10 protein-coding genes are annotated in these 15,457 nt (G+C 63.1%); 2 read left to right on the plus strand and 8 right to left on the minus strand.

What is annotated here, in order from left to right; translation table 11 throughout:
• Positions 1 to 5: 5 nt before the first annotated feature.
• From PIN31009_RS12595 to PIN31009_RS12605, 3 genes are all read right to left on the minus strand, one after another.
• A complete protein-coding gene (locus PIN31009_RS12595) occupies positions 6 to 1,304 on the minus strand; it encodes an LLM class flavin-dependent oxidoreductase (RefSeq protein ID WP_246185648.1) in 1,299 nt (432 codons plus the stop codon).
• 98 nt (positions 1,305 to 1,402) lie between these two features.
• Positions 1,403 to 2,212 (minus strand): amino acid ABC transporter ATP-binding protein, encoded by an 810-nt coding sequence (locus PIN31009_RS12600; protein ID WP_425495484.1) that lies wholly within the window; start codon positions 2,210 to 2,212, stop codon positions 1,403 to 1,405.
• A complete protein-coding gene (locus tag PIN31009_RS12605) occupies positions 2,209 to 3,102 on the minus strand; it encodes an amino acid ABC transporter permease (RefSeq protein WP_150685346.1) in 894 nt (297 codons plus the stop codon). The genes PIN31009_RS12600 and PIN31009_RS12605 overlap by 4 nt, the downstream gene beginning before the upstream one ends.
• A gap of 180 nt (positions 3,103 to 3,282) precedes the next feature.
• On the opposite strand from PIN31009_RS12605, the gene PIN31009_RS12610 reads away from it, so the two are divergent.
• Entirely contained in the window at positions 3,283 to 4,191 is a 909-nt protein-coding gene (locus PIN31009_RS12610) for a LysR substrate-binding domain-containing protein (protein WP_150790480.1), read from the plus strand.
• Between the two features lie 18 nt (positions 4,192 to 4,209).
• Here PIN31009_RS12610 and PIN31009_RS12615 read toward each other — a convergent pair whose 3' ends face one another.
• Both PIN31009_RS12615 and PIN31009_RS12620 read right to left on the minus strand, forming a co-directional pair.
• Complete coding sequence (locus PIN31009_RS12615; protein ID WP_150685344.1) at positions 4,210 to 4,830, minus strand: GNAT family N-acetyltransferase; 621 nt, start codon at positions 4,828 to 4,830, stop codon at positions 4,210 to 4,212.
• Between the two features lie 87 nt (positions 4,831 to 4,917).
• Positions 4,918 to 5,313 (minus strand): winged helix-turn-helix transcriptional regulator, encoded by a 396-nt coding sequence (locus PIN31009_RS12620; RefSeq protein WP_150790481.1) that lies wholly within the window; start codon positions 5,311 to 5,313, stop codon positions 4,918 to 4,920.
• A 116-nt stretch (positions 5,314 to 5,429) separates the two neighbouring features.
• On the opposite strand from PIN31009_RS12620, the gene PIN31009_RS12625 reads away from it, so the two are divergent.
• On the plus strand, positions 5,430 to 5,993 hold the full coding sequence (locus PIN31009_RS12625) for a flavodoxin family protein (protein ID WP_150790482.1): 564 nt from the start codon (positions 5,430 to 5,432) through the stop codon (positions 5,991 to 5,993).
• A 37-nt stretch (positions 5,994 to 6,030) separates the two neighbouring features.
• On the opposite strand, the gene PIN31009_RS12630 is transcribed toward PIN31009_RS12625, so the two are convergent.
• Genes PIN31009_RS12630 through PIN31009_RS27910 form a run of 3 tightly spaced genes read right to left on the minus strand, consistent with a single transcriptional unit; the run spans position 6,031 to position 15,456 of the window.
• A complete protein-coding gene (locus PIN31009_RS12630; RefSeq protein ID WP_150790483.1) occupies positions 6,031 to 9,291 on the minus strand; it encodes a hypothetical protein in 3,261 nt (1,086 codons plus the stop codon).
• 1 nt (position 9,292) lies between these two features.
• Complete coding sequence (locus PIN31009_RS12635; RefSeq protein WP_150790484.1) at positions 9,293 to 10,669, minus strand: ATP-binding protein; 1,377 nt, start codon at positions 10,667 to 10,669, stop codon at positions 9,293 to 9,295.
• A complete protein-coding gene (locus PIN31009_RS27910) occupies positions 10,666 to 15,456 on the minus strand; it encodes a contractile injection system tape measure protein (RefSeq protein WP_281355873.1) in 4,791 nt (1,596 codons plus the stop codon). Before PIN31009_RS27910 ends, PIN31009_RS12635 begins: the two co-directional genes overlap by 4 nt.
• Position 15,457: the final 1 nt, after the last annotated feature.

The following is a 15,457-nucleotide window of genomic DNA, read 5'->3' on the forward strand; positions in this document are numbered from 1 at the left end:
TCCTTTCAATCACCGAATCGCAGCGGGTTGAGGCCAAGGTTGCCGCGCAGCGTGCTCGCCGCGTACTCCTCGCGGAACAGGCCGCGCCGGCGCAGCTCCGGCAGAATCAGCGCGACGAAGTCGTCCAGACCACCGGGCAACGTCGCAGGGCAAAGGTTGAAACCGTCGGCGGCCCCTTCCCGGAACCACGCTTCCATGTCGTCGACGATGTCCTGCGCCGTGCCGATCAACTGGCGCCCTCCGGCCGCGCGCATTTTGTACAGTTGGCGAATCGTGAGATTGTCGCGATGCGCCAGTTCGATCAGGCCGTTGCCGATGCTGCTGACCGGCCCCGAACTGAGCGCCGGCACCGGCCCGTCGAGATCGTAGGCCGACAGGTCGCCCAGCGTGCTGTACAGAATCGACAGCCCGCTCAGCGGATCGATCAATTCCTGCAACTGGTCGAACTTGTCTTGCGCTTCCTGCCGCGTGCGTCCGACATAGGGTGTCAGGCCCGGCATGATCAGCAATTGATCCGGCGAGCGGCTGTACTTCTCAAGGCGCCCCTTCAGGTCGGCGTAGTACTTCCGCGCCGACTGAATGTCGAACGACGCGCTGTAGACGACGTCGGCATTCTTCGCCGCAATCTCCCGCCCGGCTTCCGCCGCCCCCGCCTGCACGATCAACGGGCGGCCCTGTGGCGTACGCGCCGAATTCAATGGGCCGCGCACGCTGAAATGCTTGCCCTTATGGTTCGCCACATGCAGCTTCGCCTCGTCGTAGAAGATGCCGGTTGCCTTGTCGCGCAGAAACGCGTCGTCTTCCCAGCTATCCCAGAGCTTCTTTACGACATCGACGAATTCGTCGGCCCGCTCGTAGCGCTCTTCGTAGCCCAGATGCTCGTCGCGGCTGAAGTTCCACGCCTCTTGCTGCGACCACGACGTGACCACGTTCCAACCTGCACGACCGCCGCTGATGTGGTCGATCGACGCGTATTTGCGCGCGATATGGAACGGCTCGTTGTACGTGGTCGAGGCGGTGCCGACCAGCCCGATATGCGACGTGCACGCGCCGAGCGCCGCCAGCAGCGTGAGCGGTTCGAGCTCGGCATTCTTCGCGTCGCGCGACGCCGAGCCCTTGGGGTTATCGGCCGTGCGAACACCAAGCCCGTCGGCAAAGAAGATCATGTCGAACTTGGCGGCCTCGGCCTTGCGTGCCGTGTCGAGAAAGTACTTGAAGTCGATGGCCCCGGCGGCCGGCACTTCGGGGTGCCGCCATGCCGCCATGTGATAGCCCAGATAACGCATCGAGAGACCGAGTCTCATCTTTCCATCGTGTGCCATTGTTTGTCCTGTTGAATCAGAGGATTAAAGTCGGAGGATTGAAGTCGGAGGATTGAAATTGGCGCGCCATGCGCTTGGCCTTACCCGCGAATGCTGGCCACGAAGCGCTTGCTGCGCTCGGTGCCGGTGCCCTGAAAGATGTGTTCGGGCGAGCCTTGATCGACGATGCGGCCGCCGTCCATGAACACCACCCGGTTCGAGACCTTGCGGGCGAAGTCCATCTCGTGCGTGACGACCACCATCGTGGTGCCGGACATCGCCAGCTCCTTCATCACGTCGAGCACTTCGTTCACGAGCTCAGGGTCGAGGGCACTGGTCGGTTCGTCGAAGAGCATGATTTCCGGGTCCATCGCCAGCGCGCGGGCAATGGCCACACGTTGCTTCTGGCCGCCGGAGAGTTGCGACGGGTAGTGATGCAGCTTGTCGGCGAGTCCAACACGGGCCAGCAGATACTTGCCGCGTTCCAGCACGTCCTTTCGCGCCGCGCCACCCACGATGCGCGGGCCGGCCAGCACGTTTTCGAGCGCCGAATAATGGGGAAACAGGTGAAAGCCCTGAAACACCATGCCGAAATAGCGGCGCTGGCGATCCAGTTCTTTGTTCGGCAACCGCACACGCCGCGTGCCGCGCAACTCGCTGCCGAGCACTTCGCGTTTGAACGTCACCTCGCCCGCATCGATGAGATCGAGCATGTTCATGCAGCGCAGCAACGTGCTCTTGCCCGAGCCCGATGGCCCGATGATGGCCACCACGTCGCCCTTGTAGAGCGTGAAGTCGATGCTGTGCAGCGCCACGAACTCGCCGAACTGCTTCGTCACCGAGCGCATCTGGAGCAGCGGCTCGTGACTCGCATTGGCATGCAGGGAATGGTTTTCGGGTGTCGCGCTCATCGTTGCACTCCTTTACCGAAGCGTCGTTCAAGCAGGCTCTGTCCGCACATCGCAAGACTGGTCAGCAGCAGGTACCAGAGACACGCAACCGTCAGCAGCGGGATGGTTTCGAAGGTCGTCGAATAGATCAGTTGCACGGTCGTCAGCAACTCGACGTAGCCGATGACCGACGCGAGCGATGTGTTCTTGAACATCGTGATGAGCTCGTTGGCGAGCGGCGGAATGATGACGCGCACGGCCTGCGGAATGACCACGTGCCACATCATGCGAAGGTCGCTCATGCCCATGGCCTTGCACGCCTCGCGTTGCCCCTTGTCGACGGCCGCCAGCCCGCTGCGGAAGATCTCCGCGCTATGCCCGCCAAGGTAGATCGCCAGCCCGATCATCGCGGCACTGAAGCGCGAGATGACGTTGCTCGTATCGATATCGAACAGGTTCACGTTCAACAACGGAATCGGCAGATACAGGCGGGGCACCAGCGCGGAGATGAAGAACAGAAACAACAGCATGGCCAGCGTGGGGGTGGCGCGGATGATCCAGATGTACGTGAGCGCGGCGCCGCGAAGCACCGGGTTCTCTGCCATGCGGCAAGCCGCGACGATGCCGCCCAGCACCAGCCCCAACACGCTCGCGAACGCCGTCAGGATCAGGGTATTGGCCAGCCCGGCAAGCACACGTGCATTGAAGAAGTAATGCGCGACCACGTCCCACTGCCAGCGCGGGTTGTCGATCACGCCCTGATAGAACAGCACCAGCGCAACGCCAAACAGGCCGTACCAGAGCCAATCGGACTTCTTCGGGCGCGCGTGGATGCGCAGCGTCGCCGGCGGCCCGTCGATGTTGTCGTCGCTCCTTGCCGCCGTGAGTGGATAGACGGTTTCGTTATTCATATGGTGAGACACCCTCCAAAATGTTGGGGTTAACCCCGCTTTCAGCACAATTAGTTATTGCTGGCGATTCCGGCATCCATCCAAATAGAATGGGGAATAGCGAAAGGTTAGAAATTCAAAAAGCCCTTGTGAAATGCTTTCTTTTGGGCAATCGATAATGTTTTGTTATTGGGTGAATGGATGAAGATTCGTCAGTTGGAGGCGTTCCGGGCGGTGATGCTTCACCAGACGGTGACGCAGGCTAGCGAGGTGCTCCACATCTCGCAGCCCGCGACCACGAGGTTGCTCGCCGATTTGGAGCGCTCGCTGAAGTTCAGGCTGTTCGATCGCGTGAAGGGGCGGCTCTACCCGACGGTCGAAGCGCAGGCATTGTTCGAGGAAGTACAGCGCTCGCTGGCCGGCGTGGACCGGATTGCCCGGGCGGCGGACGAGATCAGGAACTTGCAGCGCGGCACGCTGCATATCGCGGCGGCACCCGCACTGGCGCTGTCGTTCCTGCCGCACGCCATTGCGGACTACCTGAAGACGCGGCCCGAAGCGCACGTGTCGATGGCCATGCACTCGACGCGCTCGATCGTGGATATGGTGATGGGACAGCGGTGCGACGTGGGTTTTGCCAGACTGTCGCTCAACCGGACGACATCGCACGGCGAGCGGCTGGTGGCCGCGAAGATGGTGTGTGCGTTACCGGTGGGGCACCGGCTGTGTTCGCACGACGTCATCGGGCCGGCGGATCTGGCGGGCGAGCGCTTTGTGGCGCACCCGAGAAGCGTGGAAGCCCGCTTGCAGATCGACGCATTGCTCGCTGCCCATGGCGTCGAAGTGAAGATGCAGATGGAAAGCCAGATCTCGTATGCGATCTGTTCGTTCGTGGAAGCGGGGGCTGGCGTGGCGGTGATCGACGCGTTCAGTGCGTGGAGCTATCGCGGCGCCGGCGTCGTGTTCAAGCCGTTTGAGCCGGCTATCCTGACCGATACGGCGGTGCTCACCCCGTCACAGCGCCCGACGCCTTTGCTGCTGAAGTCGTTCGTCGCCCATGTCCGGCGGTATGCGCTCGATACGCTGGGCGACGGTGTCGTGGCCAATTGACGGCGGCCCGGGCAAACATCAGGCGGGTGGCGTACCGCCCGCCAGTTTCTGCGCCAGCATGGCCTTCACGTCCGGCCATTCGGCATCGATGATGCTGAACCGCACCGAGTTGCGCTTGCGGCCATCGGGCATGATGCGCTCGTGCCGGACGATGCCCTCCTGCGTCGCGCCAATGCGAAGAATGGCCGCGCGGGATTTCTCGTTGGTTTCATCGGTGGTGAATTGCACGCGCACACACTGCATCACGTCGAACGCATGCGTCAGCAGCAGGTACTTGGCTTCGGTATTGATGGGGGAGCGCTGCACCGACTGGCTGAGCCACGTATGGCCGATTTCCAGCTTCCGGTTGGCGCGATCGATCTTCCAGAAGCGCGTGCTGCCGACCACCCGGCCGCTGTCGCGTGCCACCACCACGAACGGCATGACGGTGCCGTCCTGCCGCCCCTTGAGGGCTTTCTCGAGATAGGCGTCGATGGTCTCGTGCCCGGGCACGACCGTGAATTTCAGGTTCCACAGCTCGCCGTCGGCGGCCGCATCGACCAATGCCGACCGGTGGTCGGCTTCGAGCGGGTGTAGTTCAACGCTGGTACCCACCAGCGTGGTGCGCAAATCGTCAACTTCAAAGCCGGTCGTTGCCATTACAGATTCCGATCCTTCAGTACGCTCACAATTCAGTACGCTCACAAGACAGATTTCGATGCACTGCCCGTATTGCGACGGGCAGCGTTAATGATCATCGAAACTGTTCTGGGAACGCAAGACTTCCTCGATGTGGTTTTCCGCCCACTCGACCAATGGCTCGACCAGTTCGGAGAGTGTGTGTCCGAGTTCCGTCAGCGAGTATTCGACGGTCACCGGCACCGTGGCGAACGCCTCGCGGTGCACCAGCCCGTCGCGCTCCAGCTTCTGTAGCGTCTGGCTTAGCGCCTTCGGCGAGATGCCGCCGATTTCCCGGCGCAATTGGTTGAAACGCTGCACATCGTCGCGAAGAATCTTGACGATCAGCAACGACCATTTGTCCGCCAGACGGCTGAACACCAGCCGGGCCGGACAGCCTTCCATATAAACGTTGTAACGGCGCTCGATCTCACTCGGCGTCGCGATCGCGGCATTGAGCGGCATGATATCCCTCCGGTAACCAGTTACCAGCAGGTAACTTCTTGTTTGGCTGCTATACAAAATATACTATCAACGCTCCAGTGCCAATCCGGCATTTTCTCGATGTGTAAGGAGTTGTCATGGCAAAAACGGCCATCGTTTATTTTTCGGGCTACGGACATACGAAGCGTGCTGCCGAAGCGGCCGCACAGGGCAGCGGCGCCGATCTCATCGAGATCAGCGAAGACGGCAACGTGACCGACGCGGGTTGGGACACGCTGGCGCAAGCGCAGGCCATCATCTTCGGCACGCCGACCTACATGGGCTCGGTGCCGTGGCAGTTCAAGAAATTTGCCGATGCGTCGTCCAAACAGTGGTTCGGCCGCAGCTGGCAAGACAAGGTGTTCGGCGGCTTCACGAACAGCGCGAGCCTGAACGGCGACAAGCAGGTCACGCTGATCTATTTGCAAACGCTCGCCTCGCAACACGGCGGCATCTGGGTCAGCCTCGGCTTGCTGCCCGCCAACACGAAGGCCGCCACGCGCGAGGACGTGAACAATCTGGGCGGCTCGGTCGGCGCGCTGGTGCAATCACCGTCCGACGCCTCGACCGATGAGATCTCCACCGGCGATCTCGAAACGGTCAAGCGCTATGCGGCACGCGTCGCCCAAATCGCGTCCCGCCTGCACGCCGCCGCGCAGTAAGACGTAGCGCCCTCGCCTTCTGGCGGTCTATTTGGCTTCATGGCTGTTCATCTCGCGCCTTCAACTGGTACTGATACCAAGCGATCAACGCGATGATGAACAGCACCAGAAAGATCGGGATCATGTAGCCGCGCGCCAGCCATCGCAGGAACGGGTCGCAGAAGAGCAACGCCAGTGCGAGCAGGATCCACACCGCCGCGATCACCACTGCCGGCGCATGACGGTAGCGCGCCATCAGTTCGCGCCAGCGGCACGACACGTAGTACGCCACAGCGCATCCGAGCAGAAGCAGCAGCACGATCTTCGTTGCCAGCCGGAACGCATACAGGTTCTCGCATACGGTTTTGCAAACGGCTGAGGCCTGTGCCCCAGCAGGCTTTTGATAGTAGTCAGCCAGACATTCGCTCACGCTGCGGGTCATCGTGCAGGCCTGTACACCCGGCGTTGGGTCAAGTTCGGCAAGGGTCGCCGCGGCAGCACCGCTCGCCCCGCCCGCGCCATCGGCTTTATCGCCCCCGGCATCGCCAGCCTTCGCATCGGTGCGCATCGGCATCGGCCAGAAACCGATGCCGCCGAAGTTGTCCTGCGCGTAGACGATGTCGTCCTGAAGCTGCTGCCAGTTGTCGTTGTCGAACGTAATGACCGGCACGATCTGACGCAGCACTAGCTGGCGTTCTTCACCATGCAGTCCGCCCTCCACCGAGAGTCGAAGCGCCTTTTTCGAATCGGTGGTCGGCTCATCGAGCAGCACCAGAAAGTGGGGTCTGCGATTGCGCTCACGCTCGACGCGCGCCAGCACATCGGTTGCCGGATTACGGTCGTTCTCCATCACCAGCTTGAGCAGGTTTTCGTAGTCGTAGGCACCGTGGCCGACCCGGTCGTGCCGCATCATGATGTCGATACGATCGCCCGCCCCCGCCTTGCGCAGCTTCGTGCGCAGTTGGTCGATGAACTGGTTGAACGCCTGCACCGACACCGGATCGTCCGGATAGCCGTCGAAGAAGATCACCACACCGCCGCCATTGGTCGGCGCAAAGCGCGCGCCGAAAGGCAGGTGATTCGATACCGTTGCGGTCCAGTTGCGAAGCCGCGTGGAGAGCAAGCGCACGATGTCTTCGCCCACGCGCTCCAGCACCTGTTCCTTACGGTTCTTGTCCAGCCGCGCCCATGTGCGCCAGTCGTTGCGCTGGATCACCCATTGCACGTTGCTCTGATGCCGCTGCGCAACACTCACGAAATCGCCGGGTAACGACGCCCCGGCCTGTGCCAGTTCGACAAAGTCCCGGCCATCGTTGGCTTGTTGCAGCTTGCCGGTATCGTCGAATGTCGCGCCGTAGTAGCCGATGCTCGTCAGCGTGCTGAAGTTGACCACCTGCGACGGCCCTGCCATCCAGAACGGGAAGAAGCCATAGATCTCGCCCTGCAATTGATCGAGCACGCAGCCGCAACCGTTGCCGTCCCAGCGCACCTGATGCGTCGGGTCGAATACCGGGCGCTTGCGGGCCGTGGCGACGAGCGACGGCCGGAACCGGTCGTACAGCGTCTGCATCAGTTGCGGCAGCGACAGCACGTCGACGTTGCTGCATTGGCCTTTCTTCCAGAGCGCATCGAGCTGCGCGAACAGCGCCGGGTCCTTGAGCACCGCCGACAGTTGCTGCATCTGCTCCGCAGAAATCTTGCGCGCGTCGGCCACGCTGCCCGGAATACCGGTCGGACACGCGCCGACACCCTGACGCAGACGCGCCATCACCGCACGGTCGAACAACCATAACTGCGGATATTGCAGACCTTGCAGCCCCTTGAGCATGTCGAGCACCACCGGCGGCACTGCCTCATTGCGGCGGCTCGCGGCCAGCTCGGCGAGCGCCTGCTGCGTCAGTACAAAAGTGGTTTGCGTCTGCGCCGCGCGCATGATGTCGGCGACGTAGGGATCGACCGGCGTCTTGATGTCCGCCGTCGCATCGAGAATGGCCTCGTTGAAGTCGGCCTGACTGGCGTACTCCTCCGTCAGCCCGGCGACGGCGTCAATGACCGGCGCCGGAACGCGGCCGGCTTGCCGGAGCTGCTGCACCGAGATGTCGGTCAGTTGGTAGGTGGTCGTGATGGCAGCGGCCCGGGCTTCGGGCAGATAGGCGTCAGCCTGCGCGCCCAGATCCTTGAGCGCATTGAGTACCGCCGCATCGAACAGCGGCTGGTTCAGATAGACCTTGTCCTGAAGCGCCGAAAGCTTGTCGATCACCTTCGACTTCGAAGCCAGCAGCCGGAAGTCATTCGCGTCGAGCGTGTAGTTGTAGATCGTCAGCAGCGCACGGTCGGGGTCGGGCCCGGCGTTACGCTTGCCATCCGTATCCAAGTGGTAGAGCCACAGCATCGCCGCAATTTCATCGTCGGTGCCTGCGAGCCGGATCTGGTAATAGCGGGCTTGCTCCCGCGGATCGAAGCCATCGATCCAGCGCCCGAGGTCGGCACCGACGAGGTCAGTCTTCCACTGCGGATGGGCTCGCACGATGGTGGCGAATTTCAACAGAGCCTGCACGGACCCGTTGGTCAGATTGCCCACCGGCTGCATCTTGAAGTCGAGCCAGAACCGGTTGAGCCAAGACAGCGTGATCGGGCCGACCAGATTGTCGGATAACGGACGCGTGCTCTCTCGATAGGCCTGTAGATACGCTGGGTCGTCCGAATAGATGGTCAGCAGCGCCTGCTGAATTGCGCGCCGCGTGGCTGGCGCCAGATGGCGGACGATGTCGGCCGAGATCAAGACGGCGGCGGCACCGCTCGTCGGCTCCGGTGCGACCTGCACCGTGTTGACGATGCGCCACGCGTCCTGCGGCGTCATCGGCTTGCCATCACTGCCTACTGGCGGCGCCATGTTCGCCGAGCGCGCCACCGGCGAGATGGCGGCCGGGGCTGCTACGGGCTCAACGGGCGCCGATGGCGTCGGCGGTATCGCCGATGTTGTCGATGTTGCCGGTGTTGCGGGCTTCGGTGCAACGGCGGGGGCGACGACCGGCGCAACCACTGCGGCGGAGGCTGTCGATGCCGCGGATGGTGTGGATGCGCTCGAAGCAGATGCTGTCGTCGCGGGGGCAAATGCCGCCGGTGTCGGAGAGGATGCGCTGCCCGATGCAGCCTGCGGCGCAGCGGCTGCACTCGCGCCCGAGGCGGTGGCGTATCCCTGCACTGGCAGCATCGCGCTGGCGAGTGCGGTACACAACGCGGCGATGCTGGCTCGTCTGGACAGTCGGTGCAAGCCGAGCGCGCGGGCGAACCCGTGGGTGGAGAACAGGATGCTCATATCAGATCGTCCGCCCTTCCTTGATGAGTTCTCGCCGGACGCCACGCAGCAGGTCGGCCTGACATACGGTGTCGCGGCCATCGCGTTCTGCGCGCATGGCCGCGTGCTGGGCGACGTTGAGCAGTGCGCCGCCCGAGAGCACGTGGTTTTCGGCGAGTGTCACGAGATCCACATCGGCCGCCAGACCGCGACGCTCGGGAAACAGGTTCTTCCAGAGCCGCAGACGTTGCTCGCTGTCGGGCAGCGGAAAATGAATCGCGCTCTGAAACCGCCGTGCGAAAGCTTCGTCGATGTTGCCCTTCAGGTTGGTCGCCAGCAGCACTACGCCCGGGTAGTCTTCGATCCGCTGAAGCAGATACGCGACTTCCTGATTCGCGTGCCGGTCGTTGGCGCTGCTGCCTTCCGTGCGTTTGCCGAACAGCGCATCGGCCTCGTCGAAGAACAGAATCCAGCGCTTGTTCTGCGCCTGATCGAACACGTTGGCCATGTTCTTCTCCGTCTCGCCGATGTACTTCGAGACGATTTTCGACAGGTCGATCCGGTAGACATCGACGTGAGCTGCCTTGCCGAGCAACGATGCCGTGAGCGTCTTGCCGGTGCCGGGCGGCCCGTAGAACAACGCCCGGAAGCCCGGTTTGACCATGCGATCGAGGTGCCAGCGGCGCATGACGGCTTCCCCCCCGTCGAGCCATTGGCGGATCTGGTCGATCTCGTCGATCACGTCTGGCGCGAGGACAAGGTCGTTCCAGTCACGCATCGTGGTGATGCGCTTGGCCGGGAAACCCGCGCTGTAGTCGGGCTTGTGTTCACTGCCGGAGGTGCATCGCTCGAGAAAATCGCGTTCTACGTGCAAGGCGGCGGCGAGTGCGGGTTCGCCGTCGGCGCGGCGCTCCAGCCGCAAGACGGACTCGCGCGCAAACGTGTGATCGGCGTCGAACAATTGGAGTATCTCGAAGCGTCGCGCGAGGTCGTCACCGGCGAGCACGAAGGCGGCCGTCTCGCACGTGGGCAGCAGGCCGCTGTGATGCTGACCGCGCCAGCCGCCGAATTCGGTGAACTGGCGCTCGGTGTTCTTGTTTTGCGTGAACAGCAGGTCGAGCGCCTGCGGCCGGATGTGCGGCAACAAGGCGAGCATCAACACGACGCGCGCATCGAAATTCGACGCGAGTCCCAACGCTTGCAGTGCGACGGCAAACGGCGACGGGTCGTGTTTCAGGTCGGGCGGCACGTGCGCGTAAATGTCGTGCGGGCCGCCTTCGTGCATGAAATAAGCGTGCATGCGCGTCTCGAGCACCGCATTGAACCACGCGATTTCGCGCGACAGACTGTCCGCGTTGGCCATGAGCGCGTCCGTCGAGGGGATTGTCGAATCGATCATGTCCATTGCACCCAAAGCGGAAGCGGCATCCATGACAACTGCACCGTAGCGATGCCCCACGGCAACCGGTTGAGCAGCACGTCGAAGGCACTGCGCTGCACGTCGAGATGCCAGCCGTTATCCCCCATCGACAATCTGCCCGCGCGTTGCAGGAAGGTTTCACGTAGGCCCGCCGGTGAGGTATGCCCCAACGCCGACCAGTGCTGAATCATCGCGACGAGCAACTGATCGATGATCTCGCGCTCGTGCTCGGTCACATCGATGCGGCGCGCGACGGGCGCGTTCAGTGCGACGCCGCAGAGCAGTTTGTGCAGCGTCAAGTGAGGCTCCGGCGCCTCGTCGTGGCCGCTGACGAGGTAATGCAGGAGCAAGACAGCACGTTCGGCCGCCGCGTCGCTGACAAACCGGCTCCCCTTCGGATGGCCTTCCCCGGCGGCCTCGACGAGCGACAGCATGTCCCAAAGACGCGGCAAGAACGGCCAGACAAGGACCGCGCCCGCGTGTGTGATCTGCATTGGCGTGAGCGACGGGTCGGATGCGGCCACGTTCGGCACGCCGATATCGATGCCAGTCTGTTCTCGTACGCGGGTGGCGAGCGCGGGGGGAATCTGACTGCCTGTCACGTGGGCGAGTCGGGCTACCAGCGCGGAGGCCAATTTCGCGGCGGTGTAGGCGCGTTGCGGGGCGAACAACCACGTGAACAGCAGTAGCCACCGGGTACGGTCCAATGGCGAAGGCGGCGTCGCGTCAACGCTTAGGGCGAACAGGTCGGTGACGTCGGCCGATAGGCGCAGCATCCGGTCGACCTCATCGGTATCGCGTGGCGACAGACGGGCGAATCCGGGCCACAGTTCGGGCGGCACAAGGTCGAGCCATTGCCCAGCCAGTGTGTCGTCGCTGGCGGCCGCCGAGAGGATGGGACGCAAGGCAGCCGCCCCCGCTTGCATCGACTGCCGCAACCAGATATCCAACCCGGCCGGCGGCGCCCCGCGGCCATTGCGGAAGTCCGGCGACGAGAGATAGTCGAGGTAATCAATGGGCGGTGTCGATGCCATGTCTGGGCGAGGCTCTTGAGTGGGATGTGACGTGGTGTGCAATGCGTGCGGCTGAATGGCGTCTGGACGGGATCCGGTAGGCGTTGCCGGTACTGTGAGGGGGACGGTGGTGTCAGCGGTGTCGATGCTGTCGATGCTGTCGGCGGTGTCGGCGGTGTCGGCGGTGTCGGCGGTGTCGGCGGTGTCAGCGTTATTGGCGTTACCGGAGCTATCGGCGGTGCGGGCGTTATCGGTGCTCCCAGCCGACGCCTCTTCGCTCAACACCTCAAGATCGAGCGTCGCACCGGTCACCAATCCGGCAGCAACGCTGGCGTAGTAGCGGGCAACAGCGCGGGAAGCGTCAACCGGCATATGCGGTTCAAGCGGTTCAAGCGGTTCAAGCGGTTCAAGCGGTTCAAGCGGTTCAAGCGGCGCAGTGGGCGCGTGCGCCACGATGGCGTCGTAAAAGGTTTCCCGATGCGCCGCCGGAATGTCGTCACTCACCGTGACGGCGATATCCACGATGCTTGCCCATGCGTCTGGCGAGATGCCATCGACGACGCCGGATGTCAGTAGCGCGCTGCTCACGTCAAGTGAGCGCTGCAAATCCGTGCGCGCCTCCTGCGATAAACGCCCCGCTCGGCTCACCAACGATGCGCCCTTCGGCACTTCGCTCTGGTAGAAGCGCAACAGTCGCTGCAACGCGTCCTGAGCGTTGGCGATGCCAGTCGCTTCGGGCTCATTGGTGGCTGCGGTCTTGTCGGTCCTTTCGGCCCTGTCGGTCTCGTTGGTCTCGTTGGTCTCGTTGGTCTCGTTGGTCTCGTTGGTGGCGTTGGTGGCGTGCCAGTCGGCACCGGCACCGGCATCGATGCCATTCACGTCGCCTGAAGCCTCTCCCCGCACAACGGGGGCGAAAGGTTGAGACGCCCGGGTTGTTTCGGCAGCCCCCGCGTCGACCGTGCCTGCGCCCAATCCATCTATCCCAATCTTTGCGCTGATGGCGTGAGCCTCCGACGGGGCGGGTTCGGTCACACGCACAATTGGCGGCGTATCGCCATCAAGCGGCTGACCGGTGTGGGACCCTGAGCGCGGCTCCCACACATCCAGCAACCTACGCTGCCATGCAACAGGGCTCACACCAAGTGCTACGTGATGTAACACTTCGGATGTAAAGAGCACATTGGACGATTCACGGATCAGCTTTTCGAATATCGCCCTCCAGACCGCCCGCTTCCAAGCATCCACGGACGCGTTTGACAGCGGCACAGACGCTCCCTGCGATGGTTCCCGTCGCACAACGACTTCCGGTTCGGTGCTTGCTTCAGCAGTCCGGCCGCTTGTTGTGCCGCCAGTCGGATCTGTACCCGTGGCGCCATCGGACAGATCATCACCGAGGCCGCTGCGAGCGGCTTGCGGGCTTCGAGCAGCAGCATCAACATCGGCACGCTCAGGATCGGTCAATGCATCCTGTCGCGAGAGCGCCCGGAGTCTCCGCCAATACGCCGCCACGCCCGGGCTTAGCAGCACCGCCAGATCCACCAGCATGTCTTCAGGGAAAACGGCAACGATCCGGCTCAACACGTCGTCGTGCTGGCCATAATGGCGAAACGCATCGACAAGCATTTCGCCATGTTCATTCACCCAGACAGGCCAGTCGTCATACAGTCGGGCCGGCGAACCGCTGAGCAATGCGTCGATCAACCGTCCACGCGCACCGACGCCCCCATCTTGGCCCGGGTTCACCGCTACCGGCGACTCGGTTGCCGAGGACGATTGCGCCCCCTCCCCAGTGGATAGCGCCTCACCGCCCGCCATTGGTGTCGCCGGCACCTGTGCGAGTGCCGGCGCCGATGCATGTGCGTCGGTTAACGATGGCAGTCGACGCAGGTCAGGACTTTCGACAACATCTCGGGCGTGCCTAAATCGCTCTGGATTGGCGCGATCCTCGGGCAACACCGAGGTCAGTCGATCCGTCCCTGCACCGGTCGATGGCGACACGGTGTCGGCTTCGACTTCAACTTCGGTGTCGGCTTCGGTATCGGCTTCAACTTCAACTTCGGTGTCGGCTTCGGTATCGGCTTCGGTGTCGGCTTCGGTTGCCAGCGATTGGAAAACACGCGAGTTTGTTGTCGGCGTGGCGCCGGACTCGCCTTCGTCAGCAAGCAAGTCAGCATGGCCCGACAAATCGATGACGGCGGCCGCGATCGCATCAGACCATGCGCGCCGACGCGCCCACCCGGTAAGTGAACTGTGGCTCCAGTCCTTCGTCGATATCGACTCATCACCGACGCGGCGCGCGGCAGGTCTTTCCTCTTGAAGCAACGACAACATGTCGGTCAACAATGACACCGGGAGCGACATCGCCATGCGGTCGCGTAGATCCGGGTATGCCGCGTAATGGCGTAACGCATCCCTGAGCAATGCCGGTGCGGCGGACATCAACTGCGGCCAAATGTCGTAAAGCGCTTGCGCGTGTCCTCGCGTCAATGCATTCGCCAACAAATTTCGAATCCGGGCAAGCGAGTGCCCCGCCGAAGGACTGTATCGCGAAAAAGTTTCGACACTCCCATCCATTGGCGGCTCAGCGTCAGTCTTGGATGGCAAAACGTCGCCCACTGCGAGATTGCCACCGGCGATGCCGGTGTCTGCATCGTTGTCGATGCCGGTGGCCGCAGCCCCTTGGAGGACCCCTGACACGCCGGACGTTTCCGTCGCACTAGCGCCATCCCGAGCAGCACTCCCCGCCTCGTCAGCTCGCGCCAATCGACGCAGCACCGCCACCATGGCCGGTGCCTCCGAGACGTGCCTTTCGCTTGCCGGCTGCAAGACGTGTGTGGCTCGCAGAGCGACACGTTCATCCGCAGCACCGCTGCCCATCTCACCCGCGACGGCGCCGGGAATCCTCAACACGGCTTGCCACACCTCGTGCCACGGCATTTGCAGCGTTCCGGCGTCTAGCGGCGTCAGGCCGACGGTAAGTAGCGTTTCGCTCGCAACGGTCCGTGCTGATGCACGTACGTCCGACGCCCAGCCAGCATCCACCAGTGCCACATCCAGCGCATGCAGATCGGCTAACCAGCGCTGCGCTTCCGCAGGCCGTAACGCATGGAGCACCGCTTCGATCTGCGCAGTGGAGAACTGCCGCACCAAGCGCGCCATCTGCACATCGCGCGACTCACTCGCCAACAACAAACGCCGTACTGCTTCTACGTCGCCCGACAGTACCCGGGCAAGCAGCGCCTCCAGCGAAGCGCTAGTCGTCTCAGGTTGTGTCCTTCGCCGCTCGGGATTAAGTCCGACCTGATCCCGGTCTTGCTCGGGCGTCTTACGCCCGTCATCCGGCAACGCGGTTGCCGTCGCCGCATACGCGGGCAACCGACCGTCCCGCAGGAACTGAGCCAATGCCGCCGCGTCGGCCTCCACGGCCGAGGCAAAACGCGCCACCACCGGACGACTCTGCCCGCGTTCAGCAAAACCCGCACGTCCCGCCAGTGCTTGCTCAAGCGCGTCCGACAAGCCTTCTGCCAAGGCTTCGGGCAAGTCAGCCACCGCCACATCACCAAGATCAACTTCGAGCTGGTCAATACGAACCACAGCGTCGCCGGGCGCACGGCTGTCAAACACGGACGACACCACCGGCAAAAGCCGGTCGACCACCAGCGCGCGAAGCGCATCGCTTTGCGACATGTCCAGTCCGCCTGCCGTGAAGGTCAGGTCGAACGCCAGATGATCGATGCGATGTCGCAGGTTCATC

It is taken from the genome of Pandoraea iniqua, assembly GCF_902459685.1.
In the GTDB taxonomy this organism is placed as follows: domain Bacteria; phylum Pseudomonadota; class Gammaproteobacteria; order Burkholderiales; family Burkholderiaceae; genus Pandoraea; species Pandoraea iniqua.